The organism is Proteus hauseri, from assembly GCF_040139125.1.
Taxonomy (GTDB): domain Bacteria; phylum Pseudomonadota; class Gammaproteobacteria; order Enterobacterales; family Enterobacteriaceae; genus Proteus; species Proteus hauseri_B.
This window is the reverse complement of record NZ_JBEEUB010000007.1, coordinates 223,941-242,354: the sequence shown is the minus strand read 5'-3', so window position 1 is coordinate 242,354 and position 18,414 is coordinate 223,941. Positions and strand designations below refer to the sequence as shown.

General features: G+C 38.0%; 17 protein-coding genes, 2 tRNA genes and 1 pseudogene. 6 read left to right on the top strand and 14 right to left on the bottom strand.

The genetic code is table 11. From position 1 onward, the window contains the following. Window positions 1-183 precede the first annotated feature (183 nt). From prfC to ABN099_RS13260, 5 genes are all read right to left on the bottom strand, one after another. Window positions 184-1,773: a peptide chain release factor 3 gene (gene prfC / locus ABN099_RS13280; RefSeq protein WP_349464322.1), complete on the bottom strand. Its 1,590-nt coding sequence runs from the start codon at window positions 1,771-1,773 to the stop codon at window positions 184-186. Window positions 1,774-2,044: 271 nt separating this feature from the next. Further along, the gene (locus tag ABN099_RS13275) at window positions 2,045-2,575 is read right to left on the bottom strand and encodes a GNAT family N-acetyltransferase (RefSeq protein ID WP_036913982.1); all 531 of its coding nucleotides are present in this window, start codon (window positions 2,573-2,575) and stop codon (window positions 2,045-2,047) included. Next, a complete protein-coding gene (locus ABN099_RS13270; RefSeq protein ID WP_023582913.1) occupies window positions 2,572-2,841 on the bottom strand; it encodes a DUF1778 domain-containing protein in 270 nt (89 codons plus the stop codon). Before ABN099_RS13270 ends, ABN099_RS13275 begins: the two co-directional genes overlap by 4 nt. A gap of 608 nt (window positions 2,842-3,449) precedes the next feature. Further along, window positions 3,450-3,896, bottom strand: a complete 447-nt coding sequence (rimI, locus tag ABN099_RS13265; RefSeq protein WP_349464321.1) for a ribosomal protein S18-alanine N-acetyltransferase — start codon at window positions 3,894-3,896, stop codon at window positions 3,450-3,452. Next, on the bottom strand, window positions 3,865-4,275 hold the full coding sequence (locus ABN099_RS13260) for a DNA polymerase III subunit psi (protein WP_349464319.1): 411 nt from the start codon (window positions 4,273-4,275) through the stop codon (window positions 3,865-3,867). The genes rimI and ABN099_RS13260 overlap by 32 nt, the downstream gene beginning before the upstream one ends. A 129-nt stretch (window positions 4,276-4,404) precedes the next feature. Here ABN099_RS13260 and rsmC point away from each other — a divergent pair, with 129 nt between their 5' ends. Then, window positions 4,405-5,421, top strand: coding sequence for a 16S rRNA (guanine(1207)-N(2))-methyltransferase RsmC (rsmC, locus tag ABN099_RS13255; RefSeq protein ID WP_349464318.1), 1,017 nt, complete (start codon window positions 4,405-4,407; stop codon window positions 5,419-5,421). Window positions 5,422-5,535: 114 nt separating this feature from the next. On the opposite strand, the gene ABN099_RS13250 is transcribed toward rsmC, so the two are convergent. Continuing rightward, window positions 5,536-5,961, bottom strand: coding sequence for a hypothetical protein (locus ABN099_RS13250; RefSeq protein WP_349464316.1), 426 nt, complete (start codon window positions 5,959-5,961; stop codon window positions 5,536-5,538). 205 nt (window positions 5,962-6,166) lie between these two features. Between ABN099_RS13250 and ABN099_RS13245 the strand changes: the two genes are divergently transcribed. Together ABN099_RS13245 and ABN099_RS13240 are read left to right on the top strand one after the other, a co-directional pair. Next, window positions 6,167-6,253 (top strand) — tRNA-Leu (locus tag ABN099_RS13245). Between the two features lie 37 nt (window positions 6,254-6,290). Beyond that, window positions 6,291-6,377: transfer RNA gene (locus tag ABN099_RS13240), tRNA-Leu, on the top strand. A 49-nt stretch (window positions 6,378-6,426) separates the two neighbouring features. Here ABN099_RS13240 and ABN099_RS13235 read toward each other — a convergent pair. The 5 genes from ABN099_RS13235 to ABN099_RS13215 form a co-directional block, all read right to left on the bottom strand. Continuing rightward, complete coding sequence (locus tag ABN099_RS13235; protein ID WP_349464315.1) at window positions 6,427-6,690, bottom strand: DUF1435 family protein; 264 nt, start codon at window positions 6,688-6,690, stop codon at window positions 6,427-6,429. Window positions 6,691-7,184: 494 nt separating this feature from the next. Then, on the bottom strand, window positions 7,185-7,457 hold the full coding sequence (locus tag ABN099_RS13230; RefSeq protein ID WP_349464314.1) for a hypothetical protein: 273 nt from the start codon (window positions 7,455-7,457) through the stop codon (window positions 7,185-7,187). 2 nt (window positions 7,458-7,459) lie between these two features. Further along, window positions 7,460-9,091 (bottom strand): Na/Pi cotransporter family protein, encoded by a 1,632-nt coding sequence (locus tag ABN099_RS13225; protein WP_349464313.1) that lies wholly within the window; start codon window positions 9,089-9,091, stop codon window positions 7,460-7,462. Between the two features lie 419 nt (window positions 9,092-9,510). Further along, a complete protein-coding gene (phoA, locus tag ABN099_RS13220; protein WP_349464312.1) occupies window positions 9,511-10,950 on the bottom strand; it encodes an alkaline phosphatase in 1,440 nt (479 codons plus the stop codon). A gap of 205 nt (window positions 10,951-11,155) precedes the next feature. After that, window positions 11,156-12,718, bottom strand: a complete 1,563-nt coding sequence (locus tag ABN099_RS13215; protein ID WP_349464310.1) for an alpha/beta hydrolase-fold protein — start codon at window positions 12,716-12,718, stop codon at window positions 11,156-11,158. Between the two features lie 239 nt (window positions 12,719-12,957). Between ABN099_RS13215 and ABN099_RS13210 the strand changes: the two are divergent. The 3 genes and pseudogenes from ABN099_RS13210 to ABN099_RS13200 form a co-directional block, all read left to right on the top strand. Further along, window positions 12,958-13,137: pseudogene (locus ABN099_RS13210) on the top strand (hypothetical protein); the annotation flags it as partial. Between the two features lie 239 nt (window positions 13,138-13,376). Further along, window positions 13,377-13,712 carry a type II toxin-antitoxin system PrlF family antitoxin gene (locus ABN099_RS13205; RefSeq protein ID WP_349464309.1) on the top strand — a complete coding sequence of 112 codons (336 nt, stop codon included), beginning with the start codon at window positions 13,377-13,379 and terminating at the stop codon, window positions 13,710-13,712. 10 nt (window positions 13,713-13,722) lie between these two features. Continuing rightward, window positions 13,723-14,220 (top strand): type II toxin-antitoxin system YhaV family toxin, encoded by a 498-nt coding sequence (locus ABN099_RS13200; protein WP_349464308.1) that lies wholly within the window; start codon window positions 13,723-13,725, stop codon window positions 14,218-14,220. Window positions 14,221-14,307: 87 nt separating this feature from the next. On the opposite strand, the gene ABN099_RS13195 is transcribed toward ABN099_RS13200, so the two are convergent. The 3 genes from ABN099_RS13195 to radA form a co-directional block, all read right to left on the bottom strand. Continuing rightward, window positions 14,308-15,447 carry a YdcF family protein gene (locus tag ABN099_RS13195; protein ID WP_349464307.1) on the bottom strand — a complete coding sequence of 380 codons (1,140 nt, stop codon included), beginning with the start codon at window positions 15,445-15,447 and terminating at the stop codon, window positions 14,308-14,310. 315 nt (window positions 15,448-15,762) lie between these two features. Continuing rightward, a complete protein-coding gene (gene nadR, locus ABN099_RS13190) occupies window positions 15,763-17,007 on the bottom strand; it encodes a multifunctional transcriptional regulator/nicotinamide-nucleotide adenylyltransferase/ribosylnicotinamide kinase NadR (RefSeq protein WP_349464306.1) in 1,245 nt (414 codons plus the stop codon). An 11-nt stretch (window positions 17,008-17,018) separates the two neighbouring features. Continuing rightward, window positions 17,019-18,410, bottom strand: coding sequence for a DNA repair protein RadA (gene radA, locus ABN099_RS13185; protein ID WP_349464305.1), 1,392 nt, complete (start codon window positions 18,408-18,410; stop codon window positions 17,019-17,021). Between the last annotated feature and the right edge of the window lie 4 nt (window positions 18,411-18,414).

Genomic DNA, 18,414 nt, shown 5'->3' with positions numbered 1-18,414 from the left:
TCTGTTAAGAGGGACTTTTTGGCGGGATATTGACTAATGTAAAAAGTAGTAATAAAAGTGAACAATTCTCCCCAAACATACTAATAACGAGTAAATCATAAATAAAAACAGCAAAATTACAGCACAAAAAAAGCTACGCTTTCGCATAGCTTTTTAACCAACAAACTCATTCGTATTAAAAAATTAATGCTCTCTAGTCTGATGGAACTCTACATCAGGATAACGTTCACGAGTTAAGTTTAAATTGACCATTGTAGGGGCGATATAAGTTAAGTTATCACCACCATCTAGCGCCAAGTTTTGCTCATTTTTACGTTTAAACTCTTCCAGTTTTTTCTCGTTACTGCATTCAACCCAACGAGCGGTAGAAACGTTTACTGACTCATAAATTGCTTCAACGTTATATTCACTTTTCAGTCTTGCAACTACCACATCAAACTGAAGCACACCAACAGCACCAACGATTAAATCGTTGTTAGCCAGTGGTCTAAACACTTGTACCGCACCCTCTTCTGACAACTGAACCAGCCCCTTAAGTAACTGTTTCTGTTTTAGCGGATCACGCAAGCGAATACGACGGAATAATTCTGGTGCAAAGTTTGGAATGCCAGTAAATTTCAAAATTTCACCCTGTGTAAAGGTGTCACCTATTTGAATAGTACCGTGGTTATGCAAACCAATAATATCACCAGGATAAGCATGTTCAACGTGTGAACGGTCACCTGCCATAAAGGTAAGTGCATCAGAGATAACCACATCTTTTTTGATACGAACTTGATGCAGTTTCATGCCTTTATCATACATGCCAGAAACAACACGTAAAAATGCAACACGGTCACGGTGCTTTGGATCCATATTTGCTTGGATTTTAAATACAAAACCGGTAAACGTTTCTTCAGCGGCAGTAACTTCACGCATATCAGTTTTACGCGGCATTGGTGCTGGCGCCCATTTTACAAGGCCATCGAGCATATGATTTACACCAAAGTTACCCAATGCAGTACCAAAGAAAACAGGTGTTAGCTCACCAGCTAAAAATGCTTCATGATCAAATTCATGAGATGCACCAAGAACCAGTTCTAGCTCTTCGCGTAATTGTTTAGCTAAATCGTCGCCTATCGCAATATCCAACTCTGGATTATCTAATCCTTTGATTACGCGAGAATCTTGAATAGTATGACCTTGTCCTGTTTGATAAAGATAGGTTTCATCTTTGAGGATGTGATAAACCCCTTTAAACAGTTTTCCGCAACCAATAGGCCATGTTACTGGGCTACAAGCGATTTTTAATTCGGTTTCTACTTCATCCATCACTTCCATTGGATCACGAATATCACGGTCCAATTTATTCATAAAAGTTAGGATTGGTGTATCGCGTAAACGAGTTACTTCCATTAATTTACGAGTACGATCTTCAACCCCTTTAGCGGAGTCAATCACCATTAAACAGCAGTCAACGGCGGTTAAAGTACGGTAAGTATCTTCAGAGAAGTCTTCGTGACCTGGGGTATCGAGTAAGTTAACAAGGCAATCGGCATAAGGAAATTGCATCACAGAAGTTGTAATTGAAATACCGCGCTGTTTTTCCATTTCCATCCAGTCAGATTTCGCATGCTGGTTTGAACCACGCCCTTTTACAGTTCCTGCACGCTGAATCGCTTGTCCGAATAACAACACTTTCTCAGTGATGGTTGTTTTACCCGCATCGGGGTGGGAAATAATGGCAAAAGTTCTACGACGAGCAACTTCTTGCTGAAAAATAGGATTAGACATCAATGATAATCTTCTGGTTGATAGACGAGTGAATGTAATGCACCGATATATTGCTATAAGTAATAATTAAGTGGCGATAAAGACATTCAACCCGTAAGTTAATCTTAATTGGCGGCTATTTTCGCCTATCTTGTCTGTATAAACAATCAATGGTTACTATTTTATCTGCTAGAGGGGGTAATGCCTAGTGATTGTGATAATTAATAATATTTGCTTATTCACCCTGCTTTAAAAACGACGTGACATTTCTATTATTTGATTATTTTCTTGGTTACTCAAAGAGTTGTTTTATTGTTTTCATAGGAAGAAACATTCTTATCCTTCCATTATGTTCACAGAGGATATCAAATCCAAATTTTTCATAAAATGTTTTCGATGATTCTGTCAAACAATCAACAACAACGGCATACGCTCTCATATATGTATTCACTTTCCATAAATAATGGAGAGCACGAACTAGGCTTACCTTACCAAGCCCTGTTCCGTGATAATCTTTATGAACAGCTAATTGAGCCAACAAAAAAACAGGTATCGGATAACGTGGTAATTTTTTTGCTAAATCGATAGGGAGTGTTTCTCTATGAATTGCACTAGGCGTTATACTATAAAAAGCACATATAGAATATTTCTGGTTTGCCATCAAACCACTGCTTGGCAATACCATTGTTCTACTTATTCCAGCCTGCATGTGTCTAATAGCATGGGTTTGAATAAAAATATTCAGCTCATTCTCACCACAATCAAATGAATCCCTATCATGCTTTTGCTTACATAACTCTTCGAATTCTTTGCCTATACTCACTTAATACCACTTTTATCCGCAAATTGAACAGCATCTATCAATGCTTGGTTAGGTGCTTTAGCATTATCACAAGCGACTAAAAACTCATCAAAAATATCATTTTTAACTTCTATACTCTCATGTTGCAATATGACTTGAGTTGAATTTTCATCCATTAGTCTTACAACATATTCAGTTAAACTTTTAAGCCCTAACAATGCTGATGCTTTTTCTGCTTTTGTTTTTATTTCTTCATCAAGTCGAATATCAAGACGGGTTGTTGCCATATAAATAACCTCCTTTGTACGTACTTTATCCGTACATTTAAAAAATTATAATGGATGATTTTCAATCAATCAATAGGGTACAGCAAATTTCCTCCATAATTATTGTGCTCATTTCACACCATGGTCTACAAAAAATAACCTATTACGTTAGAGTTTGTAGACCACGATGCTTTTATCGATAACACAGTCAAATGCCACAAAGGCACTAACCGGAAAGCCAATGTAAAACGCTAAATTATTAAATCGCAAGAATTAGACTATTTTTATTATGTTAAAAGGTGAATTAAAAATGAAAGTTAAAATAGCGAATAGTCTCTCATTGATTTTAATATCACCTATTTCATAGAAATGGGTTTTTATTTAAAACAAAAGTAAATGGATACTTTACTTTATTTATAAAAATATTTAGGTTTTGTAACATCGTGATAATAAGTTAGATAAAATATACAAGTATGACAAAAGTGAAATTATTTGGATAAATTCCGATTAAGGTAACAAAAAGAATAAATTTAAATAAAATTTATACAAATTAAAAATTATTTATTTAAAATAAAACAAAAAAACGCCTAATAGAAGGCGCTTTAAATTTAATTTAAATACATATTTAATTAGAAAGAAATAGGATAAGCCATGATAATCGCATCTTCTTTTCCGGTCTTTGTTGGGTAATAGTTTTTACGTACAGAGACAGAATTAAATCCAATAGATTCATAGAGATTAAACGCTTTTTCATTTGATTCTCTTACTTCTAGCCATAAAGTAGAGATGTTTTTTTTCTCAAGCGTTTCAATAAGTTCCATTAATAATGTCTTACCATAACCTTTCCCTTGGTAATCAGGATGAATGGCTATATTAAAAAGTGTTGCCTCATCTAATATTAATTGCGTAATTGCAAAACCTACAATAATATTATCAGTGCAAATTTTCAGATTAAAATAATTACTTCCTTGGTTGCTATAAAGAGTAGCTTCACTCCAAGGGAATGAATGACTTAATTTTTCAATTTGCCATGCCAAAGGTAAATCAGCAGGCTCTAGTGGTGAAATAGTCTTCATATTGATAGATTTGTTTCCAAAGATCGCGTTTTGCATCGGCATCAAAATATAATTGATGTAACGAAGGGCTTCTCAAAGAAGTATATTGAGAGGGAAGTGTGAGATCAGTGCCTAATAACCAACAGGGAAGATCAAATGATTCTGTGAGCATGCTCACATCGTCTGTTTTAATACAATAGATTTCGCTTTTATCTATCCCCATGGCGCTAAAAATATCAGAGAAAAGCCCGTTATTTAGATCAACGGTATCATCAGTAATGATAAGTAAACGTGTTGTATCCGGAAATTGAACAGAATGATCGCCTTTAAGTACAGCAGGCTTACGTAATACCCACTGGTTAATTCCAAGTTGGGATAACATTCTGTCTTTACGGCTCATTATGCTTACCTATCAAGTGTAGAACAACGGTACATAGTATCAGAGGGCATAATCTACGCCAATAAATAGCGTCGGTTTCTTTATATCTGATATCATGCGTCTCATGTTTTTTAAGGAGTAATAATCATAATGTCCTCACTGTCCCCTGCAAGCGAAGTTATTCTTCGTCACCTCGATCATTTCGCTGACAGGCACGTACTTATTGCGGGCGATCTTCAAGACACGCTAGCGGCGCAAATTCAGGCGAAAAGTGTTAGATCTTATACAAATCAATATCACCAATGGTTACCGTTGCTCAAATCAATGGGCGATAATGCACTGTTTGGTTTAGTTGCAGATCAATCATTTGTTAAATATTGCGATACACTTATCTACTTCTGGCCTAAAAATAAAAATGAAGCCACTTTCCAACTTCGAAGCCTATGCTCTAATTTACAAGTTGGAACAGAAATTTTTATCGTTGGTGAAAACCGTAGTGGTGTAAAAAGTGCGACCGAATTAATGAACGGTATCGCCAAACTGAAAAAAATAGACTCCGCTCGTCGTTGTAGCCTCTTTTTTGGTACTCAAACTTATCAAACACTGTTTGATCGTAATAATTGGTGGCAAACCTATCGCCATAACGATCTTACCGTAATGGCTCTACCCGGCGTATTTAGCCAAAGTGCATTAGATGAAGGTAGTCGATTATTACTCTCTACATTTGATGATGCAATGGTTGGTGATTTGCTTGATATGGCTTGTGGTTGTGGTGTTTTAGCGACAGTCTTAGGCAAGAAAAACCCGATGCTAAAACTGACATTATGTGATGTCAATGCAGCGGCTATTTCTTCAAGTATTGCTACATTGAACGTGAATGAACTAGAAGGTCGAGTTATCGCCAGTAATGTTTACTCTGCGGTTGAAGAAACTTACGACTGGATTATCTCAAACCCACCATTCCATGATGGCTTAGGGACAAGTTATGAAGCCGCTGAAGATATTATTCGTCTTGCACCTAACTTTTTGAAGAATGGCGGAAAATTAAGAATTGTGGCTAACTCATTTATCCCTTATCCAGATATTCTTGACCACGTATTTGGTTCTCATGAAGTTCTGGCTTCAACGGGTAAATTTAAAGTCTACCAAGCAACAAAAAAAGTGTAATAACAGCCCTGTTATGAAGACCCCAGTAATTGATTTTCCAACTACTGGGGTCTTCAGTTTACGGCTGAAAACAGTCATCTAATAGCAAATCCTTTCATTTTCAAGCGAAAGTTATCATTTTTTTGAGCCGATAACCTGACCACTCTTATTTAGGTAAGTGGTCTCACCGTTACTGTTTGTACGAGCAGAGCCTGTGACTTGACCACTCTTATTTAGGTAGGTGGTCTCATCGTTACTGCCTGTACGGGCAGAGCCAGTGACTTGACCACTGCTATTTAGGTAGGTGGTCTCACCGTTACTGCCTGTACGAGCAGAGCCTGTGACTTGACCATTTTTATCTAGGTAGATGATCTCACCGTTACTGCCTGTACGGGCTGAGCCAATGACTTGACCACTTTTATTTAGGTAAATGGTCTCACCGTTACTGCCTGTACGGGTTGAGCCAATGACTTGACCACTTTTATCTTGGTAGGTTTCTGCATATACATTACTTGATATAATCACAGATAAGATAACAATCAACATATTGATTTTTTTCATAAAAAACCTCATGAACGTATTGTGTAATTGGTTTTTGTAATGATTATTTATCTTAGTTCTAAAAAAAATATAATCTATCTATTTTATGTTATTACTCTCGCTGTTTTATTTTTCATCACCAAGATAGTTTAGTGAGAAAAAAATAATTGACGTCATAAATAAAAAGCATAAAATTCGCACCCTATCTGTTTAAGATGTTTTAATTGCGAGAGTGGCGGAATTGGTAGACGCGCTAGCTTCAGGTGTTAGTGTCCTTACGGACGTGGGGGTTCAAGTCCCCCTTTTCGCACCAAAACACGGTTTTAATAGATAACAAATTGAGTAAGATTGCGAGGGTGGCGGAATTGGTAGACGCGCTAGCTTCAGGTGTTAGTGTTCTTACGGACGTGGGGGTTCAAGTCCCCCTCTTCGCACCACTCAATTTATCCCTTTCTTAAAGTACCTCGATGTTAGTATCTATCACCGCTATCCACTATAAGACGTTAAAAGCGTGATTAAACTATAGGTTAATACAACACCTGCGGGAATAATTACCCACATACGTAATTTTTTATGAAATAACATGAGTGTTGATAGCAACATTGAGATAACTAAAACCAGCGTAAATGCTGCAGTGCCTGCGATAGAATGTGTTATTACCGTAAATAGTGAAGAGACAGCCAGCATTTCCCATAAGCTAATGCGTGAAGTCCAAGAAACAGATTGAGATAAGCGCGTTGATTTAGCCATAATAACTCACCATTCCATAATAACTTGCCGTTAATGATAATGATTTTCATTATTATATATAACACATCGACTAAATCAACATATAACAAAAAAAAACTTATTCTATATCCTTATTTTTTAAAGGGTTAAGTGAAATTTCATTATTGATAAAAATAAAAAACGCCTTACCGTTAAACGATAAAGCGCTTGATAATAGAGCAGAATTTATTCGTGTAATTACGTGTTGTTTATCCCGTAAAATTAAAAACCAAATGGATATCTTCTGGCTCTCGCTCATACAATTGGGCATCTGGAGTATCAATTAAACGACATCCTAAATGCTAATAGAAATTAGCACTATTTTCAGACGGTGTGGATGAAACATAAAGTCCACTCGCTCCTTTTATTTTCGCATATGCCACACAGTAATTAAATAATATTCGACCTAAACCAAACCCACGTTGCTGGTGGCTAATGTGCAAAAAAGAGAGTTGTAATAGTGTGCCATTTTGACCTCACCATTGTGGATCTACACTGGCAGCAGCAACTAATTTATTCTGATTAAAAATACCCCAGAAAGGAGCACCTCTATCAGCACTTTCAAGTAAAACAGGTGTGTAATGTTCTGCTTCACCTTCTTCAGGCCAACCTTTCATATCAAAACGCTGCGCTGATAAGCGTAATTTCCCTTCTTTTAAGACATATAGCTTTTCTATAAGCTCAGTTCTATCAATTTTCCAAACGTGTGGAATTTCATTGCGTGTTAATTGACGAATAGTGTGTTTCATTATTAAAGATTAACCTGTTCTGAAGATGATTCACTTCGTTCAAGTGCGTGATAAGCCACTGCACAGAATAAGGAATTCAACCGTTTCATATCCCCCAGCAAACCGGTATGCAACGAACTGGTTTCAATGCTTTGCATATTATGCAAATGAAGACGTTCAACATGTGCAAACGAGTAACGCTGATTGAGTAAACGGAAACGATGTTTTGCTCGACGTAATTTACGAGCATGTTCCATATTGCCGGAAACAAAAACCGACATCGCCAGATTCAGATTACTTTGCAGACGCTCAAGGAGTGTCTGTAATTCACGACGTCCTTCCTCCGATAAAAATAAGTGATGATTTAAACCTTTGCTCACCACTTCAGCCGACATACGCGCAATAATAGCGGATGATTGTTGTAAATTCATCGTGGTATCAATAATTTCAGCCCAACGCCGAGAGTCTTCTGTACCTAGATCATGCTGTTGGATCTGCGCCATATACAATTTAATACTGCTATGAAGTAATTCGACTTCTTCTTCTAACTGGCTAATTTCCCTTTTCTGCTGACGATCACCTTCCATTAATGCATGAAAACGTTGCAACATTTGCTCTATAACATCACCTAACCGCAAGCTTTCTCTTACTGCGTTAGCGATAGCTAAAGAGGGTGTATCAATAGCGGATGGATCCAAATAGCGAGGTGCCATTTCAGACTCAGTTGCTGGCAATTCAGGAATTAATCGCTGACACAATTTTGCCATTGGAGCCACAAAAGGGATCATCAATAAACAGCGACCAAGATTATAAATTACATGAAAATAGATAATGACTTCTGCTGGTGAAAAGCTATATTGCTGTATCTCTGTAGCAATATAGGTTATCCAAGGTAAAACAATTAATGCACCAATTAATTTAAAAAACAGGCTACCTAATACGACTTGGCGTGATACAACGCTTTGCCCTCTGCTACTCATCAGTGCCAGTAATCCACTACCAATGTTAGAACCAATCACAATGCATAAGCTGATATACAGAGGCATTAATCCTGTCGCGCTTAAGGTCGCGGTTAATAGTACTGCGGCAAGGCTTGAGTAACTCACCATCGCAAACAATGCACCGACTAATAGAGCAAGTACAGTATCACCACTTAATGAGGTGAAAATCGCCTGCATTGCACTCGCATGAGTAATGGGCTCAGCGGAAGTAACAATGAGCTGTAGTGCCAAAATGATCAAACCAAGACCAATACCTACACGTCCTAATTGCCCTACTCGCTCTTTTTTGCGACTAAGAAACGTAATTACCCCGATTAAAATTAATAGAGGCGATAACCAAGAGAGATCAAAGGTTAGTACTCGCGCCATAAGAGCAGTACCCACATCTGCACCCAACATGATCACCAGCGCTGGAGTAATTGAGATCAACCCTTGAGTTACAAAAGAGATAACCAATAGTGCGGTCGCATTACTGCTTTGCACTAAAGCGGTAACACCAACACCGGCGAGAAAGGCATGGGATTTTTTATTAATACTTTTCCCCAGAATTCGACGCAAATCAGAACCGAAGACACGCATAATGCCAGTACGAACAATATGTGTTCCCCAGACAAGAAGTGCAACCGATGAGAGTAAATGAAGCAGTGTCAGCATAGAAAGAATAACCTTTTTTTATCGTTGTTTATTTGACTCTGTTCTCCTTCAATCTCATAAAAAAGAGAAAGACCATGAGCAGATAAGTTATCTGAGAAAAGATTTTTACTGGTAATGCCTTAACAAGAAATAGATATCGTTAGGCAAAAAGATATTGCAACTTAAGTGCAATAATCAATGGAGAATTAAAGAATTTTGTATGAATAAATGTGTAAATCTTGCTGATTATAGCAGAAAAGAGGCAAGATTCAAAATTGATCTATAAATAACTTATTGATTTATTATCATTTTATTATTGATTTGACGTATAAATAAAAAAACGCGACTAGAGGGTATCTCTCTAAGTCGCGATAAAATACAACAAGTTTAGTAAGGCAATTCGATTACAAGTTCAGACAGACCATAAACTCAACTAGAATTTACTTCAGACCCATCGCATCACGCATGGTGAAGAACAAGTCAGTTTGGTCTGTTAATCCCACAACATTTGCAGCATGTGGTCCATAAGCTGCAACGCGAAGTTGTGCTCCAGTATGTTCTTGTGATTCTTCTTCTGAGTTACCGTAATTCACCACCATCACTGCACCATCTTTAGTGATCAGCGCTTGAGTTAAACCACTCGATTTCACATCAGCCTCAATAATTTGGCTAGAGTGAGCATGGTCTGCGGTAACAATAACTAGCGTATCACCATTTTTCTTGGCAAAATCTAAACCAATTTGCACCGCTTCATCTAATGCCACCGTTTCACCGATTTGACCACAAGGGTTAGCATTGTGATCTTGCTTATCGATAGAGGCACTTTCAACTTGTAAGAAGAATCCATTCTCATTAGTTTTCAGTAAGTCGATCGCTTTTTTGGTCATTTGTGCCAGTGTTGGCGCATTTGGATCGAGTTTGGAGTTAGGTTTGCACTCTAAAGGTGGGTTAGTCAGATTACCGTGATAAGTTGCTTTGGGTCCTTCCCATGCCACTGCCATATTCCCTTCATGGAATAGACCTAATACTGGTTTATCTTGATTTGCTAACGTTATCGCCTCTAAAGATTTTGCATCTTTTACGATTTGATAGCCACGTTCTATAGCTTGTTGCTCTAGCGTTTTGCCTTTGTAATCACCCACGGTGGCAGTTTGAGCAAAACTTTTTGCACCGCCCCCCAATGTAATGTCTGCACGAGTGACTAGTAACTGTTCAGAGATAGAGCCTCTACCCCCATTTTCTAATGCATTGGTTGAACATTTTTCTAACGTTTCAACAGGGCCATAGCATTTGCGACCCGTTACATGAGAGAACAGCGCTGCGGGTGTTGCGTCTTGAATTTCTGATGTTGTGACGTTTCCTGTCGCTTTACCATTTGCTTTTGCTAATTCCAAAATGGTTTGGTGATCCTTACCAAATACATCAATCCCTAATGCACCATTATAGGTTTTTACGCCTGAAGCCCATGCTGTCGCAGAAGCGGCAGAGTCTGTCACATAGTTAGGTTTTTGCGTTTTTCTATCTAAAGCATAGTGTGTGTATTGACCCGTAATAGGTAAGGCATCGATGCCTTTAAAAAAGCCACCTGCACCTTCAGCATAGTTACGCGCAACGGTGATTTCAGAATCACCCATACCATCACCAATAAATAAGATGACGTTTTTAGCTTGGTTATTATGTAAAGCAGCTTTTAATGCCTCAGTTTGATCCTGAGTCATACGGCGAGCACCGCCAAATTCAGTGATATTACCTTTTGCTGCACGATCTTGCGCTAAGATTGCATCAGCGGCAACGGGAGCGGCAAAAGAAGAGAAACTCGCACCTGCCAATAGCGTTGTTACAATAACGGATAAAATAGAACGTTGGTAACGATGAGACATAGCTTTTTCCTTGCACTCAAAAGTAAAAAAACACAGTTAATGTTTTAAGTCAGGAAAAGCTTACGGCAGTTAAATGACAAAGAGATGAAAGCTAAAAGCGATTTCGATGACAACTTTATGACAAGTTAATGACAAATAAAAAGCTTACCGCATTATCAACAAGTAAGCTTTTATGGGTATCAAGGTAATAAGTTAATACGATAAATTAATATTTATCTTCAGTTAACGCTTTAGCACCAATATAGAGTGTTTCACACCAAGAGATATAGTCATGACCACTTGCCATCTCTAAAGATGTTACTGAATAGCCTCTATTTTCTAGCACTTGTTTAAAGTGGCGATTGTTATTTAAGATGCCACCTACATCACCACGAGATTCAAATAATCCGGCTTCTAAAAAGAAGCTCAGTGGTTTTTTATCGGCTTGCTTAAATTGGCGAATAAGCCACTCTGGCTCTTCATTTTCAGGTGCCCACCAATAAGAGCCAGACATACTCAGCACTTTACCAAAGCGATCAGGACGATTAAAGGCGACCCAAGCAGAGGCTAAACCACCATAACTGGAGCCTGAGACAATAGTCTCTTCACCTGAAACTTGAATACCTTTCTCTTTTTCTAGCCAAACAAAGAGTTCATCAGCTAAAAAGCGGTAAAAATCAGGATTTGGCGGTAATTCAATACTACGACGATCACTATCAATACTATCGACAAATAAGATCATCATGGGTGTCAATTTACCTTCCTCGATCTGCTTATCAAAAAACCGATCAATACCGTATTGGCGACGGTAAGTTTGACCATCAAATAATACGAGGATCCGTGGTGTTTCCATTTTTTCAGCTGGCAGATAAAGTGCAATTTCACGATCATTATTTAAGATCTCACTGTGAAAACGAACAATCTCTGTTTTGCCTGTCATTGTTCGCTGCAAAATATCAGGCAATTGGCACTCTCTTTGTGTATTTAACGAGAGTAAAGAAAAGTGGTTATAAACATCGGTTGATTGTTGAGGTGATGCTTGTGGATTTAAAGGATCAGCTTGTGCTGTGGTTAAAATCGCGCGGCGTTGTTCGAATCCTGTAGCACCTTCAATAACCGGAATATCTGGCGCTAATTTATATTGCATTAATGTATCGTTAGGCACGATATAACTACGATACCAAATATCACTATTGGCTAAATGTGTTAAAGGATCGTGATTACCATCAGGTGACCCCAGTAAATACACATTTGATTTAGCCCCTCGCCATAAAAAGGTGACTAACTTTTTATCCTTATCATAAGGCTCTATGAGTGGTGTGCCTTGTTGGCGCATTTGCTGCCAAAATACCTGAACGGTCTTATCACTCAACTCTTGCTCTAACGCCTGTAATCGTGGGCTGCTTGCTGCAATACTTGCATTTTTTTCTAATGGATTATAAGGCTGTGTGGTCAAAGTGAGTTGCCACGCCTTTCCCACCTCACCTTGTGCAATTAATTGATAGAGAGCAGTTTCAGGTAATAAAAAGCGCACTTTTTGTTGCCCATCAGCAGGAACATCTTTTAATAGATTACGAATATGAGTGCCATCTTGTTTTTCTAAACGTAGGTTTTGTATTCCTTCTACATTTAAATCGACATAACGCTCTTTGGTTAGATTTAGCGTAAAGCAGTGGGTTTGGTGATTATCAAACTGCCCTTTTACTGTTTCTCCATCAATTAGAGGTAAGCAGTTTGAAAAGACAGGAAAAGAGGCGATCAATGCACATATCATCAGAGGCGTTCTCACTTTATTATTCTCATTATTAACTATTGTGAGAAACAATAGTAATGATAATGGTTATCAATTCAATAAAAATTAAACGTGTACAAATTTATAATAAATTTAACATCTCAGAAAAAAATAATATGATGTCTGTTATCACTTCCTATGTAGTAGCAAAATCAAGATAACGTAGATTTTTATCAGGAGTTCGCTATTTATGTCCCGTTTTGCATATAAATAGCAATTAAATGAAGGTAATTACTATGTCTATAACAATGTCGCAGAAACTAGCCCGAGAAGGGCTTGGTAATCCAGAATTATTTCAAGGCGGTGTTTATATTACAAAAAATGGTCAAGCGGAGCTTTTTGTACAAACAGCCGAAGAAAGGCAACTTGAGTTACAAGAAAGAGAAAAAGAGCGTCAATCATTTTTGTTATTGAGGAGATTTTCTTTCTGAGTTAATTAACGTTAAAACGCTCCCATTAACGCTCTTCTAATGGATAACTGCGGAAACTCCACAATCCTAGTGCTGTTAGTCCATCATTTTAAATTATCTTGTTGCAATCCTATACAATGCATTTGCATTGCACAATGCATTTGCATTACAATACTCTGACTTGCAAATCCTTGATGGTTTAAAAAAACCTAACCCGATCATGGATGAAGTTAAGGAGAAACAAAATGATCCATTTAAATATTGAGGATGTGTCTCTACGTGCTGAGTCTCGACTTACTGAACGTAGTCAAACCACTATTCCCGCAGCAATTCGTGATGCCTTACACCTAAAACCAGGAGAATTGATCGAATATTCTCTATTACCAGGGGGTAAAGTCATCATGTCTAGACAAGAAAAAGAACCAGATGATCCTGTTATATCTGAATTTCTCTCTTTCCTTCAAAAGGATATGGAAAAAAATCCACAACATATCAAGCCAGTGCCAACTGCATTATGGGAAGAGGTAAAAGAACTTACTGCTGGAGTTGACGTTGATTTAGACGCACCACTTATCGACTAGCAGAGGTGGTATGAATACTTTAGAAATTAATGGTTGGAAAATATTTTTCCACCAATGCTTTTTAGAACAAATTACTGAATTAGTGACGACAGTAAAAAAGCTCAAGATATCAGATCCCAATGGGTATAAGAAAAAAAACGCAACCAAGCTACTGACAGCAATCAAAAAAGTAATAGAAGAACGTATAGCTAAAAATCCGCTCGATCCTATATTTCATCAAGGAAACACATTAGGACCTAATAATAAACATTGGTTTAGAGCTAAGTTCTTACAACAGTTTCGTTTATTTTTTCGATGCAGCGAGGAACATAAAATCATCGTTATTGGTTGGGTTAATGATTTTAATACACTGCGTGCTTACGATTCTAAAAGTGATGCATATAAAATATTTTCATCAAAACTAAAAGCAGGAAAACCACCAAATGATTGGCAAACATTATTAAAAGAAGCATCTATGACAACAACAGCGTTAGATACTCACTCAATTCAAGATCTTTTCAATCATTAGGTTTCATCAAAACACCTTATACCAACCTCAAAAAAGCCTGAATAATATATTCAGGCTTTCTTCACGATTAAAAAACGTAATAAAAAATCAACGCTCTTCTAATGGATAACTGCGGAAACTCCATAAGCCTAGTGCTTTTAATCCATCACGATAGATACCTTGTAAGTCTGATTTACTGATCTTTTGCAATTCGGCTAATGGTTTATCCGGTGCGACAACGGTTAAGTAAGTGATATCACTGGGACCACTTTGCCAGCTTGCTAATGTAAAGATGGCATCAGCACGACGGACATGGCTACCAGAACTAATAATTACTGCGGTTTTAATACGGTGTTTTGTTAAGGCATAACGACTAAACAGTGCATTTTCAACAGTGGTACGCGCATAGTTATCTTGGAAAATACGTTCAGCTGGAATACCATTTTTCACCAACCAATCTGCCATTAATTTACCTTCGGTTTGATGTGCTTTAGGTACACCACCCGTGACCACAATCATGGCTTCTGGTAATTGTTTAGCCACTTCTAAGGTTTTATTTAAGCGCTCAACTAAAATCTTGTTCATTGTGCCATCGGGATTTAATGCATAACCCAATGTCACAATGGCATTATTCTCTTTGGTTTTATTTAGCTTAGCTAAATCAGCAGGGGTTAATTTATCGCTTAATGGCATTTTACTAACACGGTCTATCTCAGCAAAGAAACGTTTTATTTCATCCGCTTTAGCGGGATTTAACGAGTTTAGTTTAGTGAAATAAGCTTCACTCTCTTTATCTTTACCTTCAAAACGAGTCCATGAGGTGACGTAAATTAGTGCATCAATATCATCAGGTGCGGCTTCTAAAATCTGTTTATAAATAGTCACCGCGCGTTCTATTTCGTTGTTATAGATATAGGCACTTGCGGCACTAAAAAGCAGGTCTAAGCGATAAGGTTCTAACTTATAAGCTTGCTGTAATTTTTGCGCCACAATTTCCATATTGGACGGCAATTTTCCCGTAAAACCAGCATCAGAAACACGTGCTGGAGACTTAAAGGCTTCTAAAGCATCTTGAATTAAGATATCAACGGTTTGGCGCTGAGAAACATATTGCTGATAGCTATTATCTGGCTGGTGGACTTTTTGATATGCCAGCGCATTTGATGATGCAGTAAAGCCTAAAGCAGCTATCGCCAATGAAATTACAGTTTTCTTGATATGAAGCGAAACACGGGAAGGTTGTGCCATTTTCTTGTCCTTTTTACGAAAAATATTCTATATCTTCACCTAATAACATAAAGAGAAAGAGTGTGGATCCTCACACCTATGGCAAAAGAAATACACACAGATCAATCTATACCTAGTATCTATAATAGAGATCCAGAATTAATTTTCAGTAACCTTTTTCACCTTATTGAGAAAAATAGCATTATTACGTAGATAGCTTACTCTACAGCTCTTTTTATCTATTTTTCTCTTTTGGTAAGGTATTTAATTTTGATAGGGAATTTATGATGAGCCTTAAATAAAAACGCCACTTAATGGCGTTTTTTAATCATGATATTATTCAATATGCTTTGATTGCATCATTAATAGTTCTCTGACTAATTCAACGCAACTTAAAAACCGTTCGTCATAATCAGGGGAGTTTACTTTGATATATTCGATACTGTTTTTATCGAGCATTTCCATTAACAGCGTTTGAAAACGGCGACGATCTTTTTCACTGCCAAGGCTACGCAATCCATCCGCAACCCAAGGTGTGTTATTTTCTAGCAAAATCACCAAATCAAAACGATATTCGTCAATAAGTGCCTGAACAAAAGGGTGTTCTTTGCCTTCATAGCGTAAACAGAATGCTTGTGTGGTAACAAAATCCGTATCGATAAATGCCACTTTATTGGCATATTTAACTGCAAAATCAATATATTGCGCTTGTCCTAATGCAATTTTATCGTAGTCAGAATATTGCAGCGCCATTTCATCGCCACCTAAATGCGAAAATACGTAATCACGACCATATTCCCATGCACTGGTCGTATTAAAGATATTTGCTAACTTATTGACTAAAGTTGATTTTCCGCTAGATTCGCCACCTAAAATAGCAACAGTACGCACAAAGAAAGGTTTTACCTCTGTTGGGATATATTCCCAATATTTAAAAGGTGCTTGTCGAATTTGACGACCACTAATATTCATAAACGAGCGTTCAGGATCAACCAAGACAGTTTCAATACCTAAAAACGCCTTGTATTGATTGGCATCATCACGCTCACTGGTATAGATAAAATCGGGTGTTATCTGCTTTTCACGTAAGAACCCTGTTATACCTTCACTCCACACTTCCCAACCATCTGGCTGTGGTTCAATACCATGTTCATCAAATTCATGAATACGAATATTCTTTTGGTATTTAAAGGTTTGTAATAACCAACGCAGCCTATCACTCACCGTCGGTTGTTGTGACATCGCACTATTAATAAATAGCTCTTTATCGCGTGGATCGTCGTGGCACAAAATAACGTGTAGTTCATCAACTTGGCTACACGCCCTTTGAATAAGATAAATATGCCCAGTATGAAGAGGATAAAACTTACCAAAAATCACACCAATCGTTTTCTTTTTAACCGGATATTCCAATCCTAAAAACTGGTGTAATGCTGACATTTTTTGCGCGCTGGGACTCTTAATTTTATTATTTATAAGTTGGCTAAGATAACCTTTCGTCATATCACTTTCATCAGCAACTTGCTGTAAGGTATAACCATTTTTTCTAATAGCCTGTTTGATATAATCAAAAGATCCCATTTTTTGCTCCTTTAGTTATCTTCTAAATCGTCAAGTACAGATAGCGCATCTGATAGTTTTTTTACTCCATACACTTTCATATCAGGAGGATTTTTCTTTGGCATATTAGCTTGAGGAACAATAGCGCGTTTAAAACCATGTTTTGCTGCTTCGGCTATGCGCTCTTGTCCACTTGGTACAGGACGAATTTCACCCGCTAATCCAACCTCACCAAAAATCACGACATCTCGCGGTAAAGGACGATTACGAAAACTAGAGACTAAAGAGGATAACAGAGCTAAATCCGCACTCGTCTCCGTCACTTTTACACCACCAACTACATTGACAAAAACGTCTTGGTCAGACATTTGTAATCCGCCATGGCGATGTAATACAGCTAATAATATCGCCAATCTATTTTGCTCTAGACCAACAGCAACACGGCGAGGATTTGATAACATCGAGTGGTCAACTAACGCCTGTATCTCCACCAATAAAGGTCTTGTACCTTCCCACACCACCATAACTGAACTGCCTGATGTCACTTCATCGCCACGACTTAAAAAGATAGCAGAAGGGTTACTGACTTCACGTAAACCTTGTTCTGTCATGGCAAAAACACCCAACTCATTTACCGCACCAAAACGGTTTTTATGACTACGCAGTGTTCTAAAACGTGAGTCTGTTTCACCATCTAGCATGACAGAACAGTCAATGCAGTGCTCTAACACTTTGGGTCCTGCTAAGGTGCCATCTTTCGTCACATGCCCGACCATAATAATGGCGATATCATTAGTTTTAGCAAAACGAGTTAGATAAGCCGCCGTTTCTCGTACTTGGGCAACACTTCCGGGGGATGATTGGATATCAGCCATATGCATAACTTGAATCGAATCGATCACGATTAATTTTGGTTGTTCTTGTGATGCGATTAAACAGATCTGTTCAATGCTGGTTTCAGACAGCATATTGAGTTCTGCTGTGGGTAAACCTAAACGATGTGCTCGCATTGCGACTTGCTGTAATGACTCTTCACCCGTGACATAGAGCGTTTTCATTTCAGTCGCCAAACGACACATGGTCTGTAGCAATAGTGTACTTTTACCTGCGCCAGGACTACCGCCAATTAAGATAGCACTACCGGGTACAACACCACCGCCTAATACACGGTCAAACTCTTTAAATCCTGTTGAGAAGCGCGGTAACGCTTCTAAACTAATTTCAGAAAGCTTTTGTACTCGACTTACCCCTTTTGCATCACCTGCAAATCCACTAAAGCGCTCATTACGAGAAGAAGGGGCAGCAGCAAGACGTATTTCCGTAATTGTATTCCACGCATTACACGCAGAGCACTGCCCTTGCCAGCGAGGATAATCTGCACCACATTCGTTACATACAAAGGCTCTTTTTGCTGCTTTTGCCACACTT

Coding starts and splice junctions, on each gene's coding strand:
- prfC (WP_349464322.1), bottom strand. CDS start 1,773: ATGTCTAATCCTATTTTTCAGCAAGAAGTTGCTCGTCGTAGAACTTTT.
- ABN099_RS13270 (WP_023582913.1), bottom strand. CDS start 2,841: ATGGCAACAACCCGTCTTGATATTCGACTTGATGAAGAAATAAAAACA.
- rimI (WP_349464321.1), bottom strand. CDS start 3,896: ATGAAGACTATTTCACCACTAGAGCCTGCTGATTTACCTTTGGCATGG.
- ABN099_RS13260 (WP_349464319.1), bottom strand. CDS start 4,275: ATGAGCCGTAAAGACAGAATGTTATCCCAACTTGGAATTAACCAGTGG.
- rsmC (WP_349464318.1), top strand. CDS start 4,405: ATGTCCTCACTGTCCCCTGCAAGCGAAGTTATTCTTCGTCACCTCGAT.
- ABN099_RS13250 (WP_349464316.1), bottom strand. CDS start 5,961: ATGAAAAAAATCAATATGTTGATTGTTATCTTATCTGTGATTATATCA.
- ABN099_RS13235 (WP_349464315.1), bottom strand. CDS start 6,690: ATGGCTAAATCAACGCGCTTATCTCAATCTGTTTCTTGGACTTCACGC.
- ABN099_RS13230 (WP_349464314.1), bottom strand. CDS start 7,457: ATGAAACACACTATTCGTCAATTAACACGCAATGAAATTCCACACGTT.
- ABN099_RS13225 (WP_349464313.1), bottom strand. CDS start 9,091: ATGCTGACACTGCTTCATTTACTCTCATCGGTTGCACTTCTTGTCTGG.
- phoA (WP_349464312.1), bottom strand. CDS start 10,950: ATGTCTCATCGTTACCAACGTTCTATTTTATCCGTTATTGTAACAACG.
- ABN099_RS13205 (WP_349464309.1), top strand. CDS start 13,377: ATGATCCATTTAAATATTGAGGATGTGTCTCTACGTGCTGAGTCTCGA.
- ABN099_RS13200 (WP_349464308.1), top strand. CDS start 13,723: ATGAATACTTTAGAAATTAATGGTTGGAAAATATTTTTCCACCAATGC.
- ABN099_RS13195 (WP_349464307.1), bottom strand. CDS start 15,447: ATGGCACAACCTTCCCGTGTTTCGCTTCATATCAAGAAAACTGTAATT.
- nadR (WP_349464306.1), bottom strand. CDS start 17,007: ATGGGATCTTTTGATTATATCAAACAGGCTATTAGAAAAAATGGTTAT.